Raw genomic sequence first — 244 nt, 5'->3', positions numbered from 1 at the left:
CTGATTCAGGGAGATTTGGTTTATCCGCTGGCTTAGCAACCGGTTTAACTTCTGGCTTAGCCTCTGCCTTGGCTGCTGCAATATCAACATAACGACGAGCACCACTCGCTGTCACGTATGAGAGCCATTGACGGCCATCGGCTGTCAAAACCTTATCATAGTTAACAGTCATGCCTTTGTCATAATAGGCTAATTCTGGGCTTGAAACTTTAGCTTCTGCCTTGATTGACGCACGACCTGTGAA

1 protein-coding gene is annotated in these 244 nt (G+C 47.1%); it reads right to left on the bottom strand.

Annotation, left to right across the window (positions count from 1 at the left end):
- Positions 1-244: SH3 domain-containing protein (locus AX662_RS02255; RefSeq protein WP_197414654.1), on the bottom strand; the 244-nt coding region annotated here is incomplete at both ends.

The organism is Streptococcus sp. CCH5-D3, from assembly GCF_001556435.1.
Lineage (GTDB): Bacteria > Bacillota > Bacilli > Lactobacillales > Streptococcaceae > Streptococcus.
This window is presented reverse-complemented; position numbering and strand designations above follow the sequence as displayed.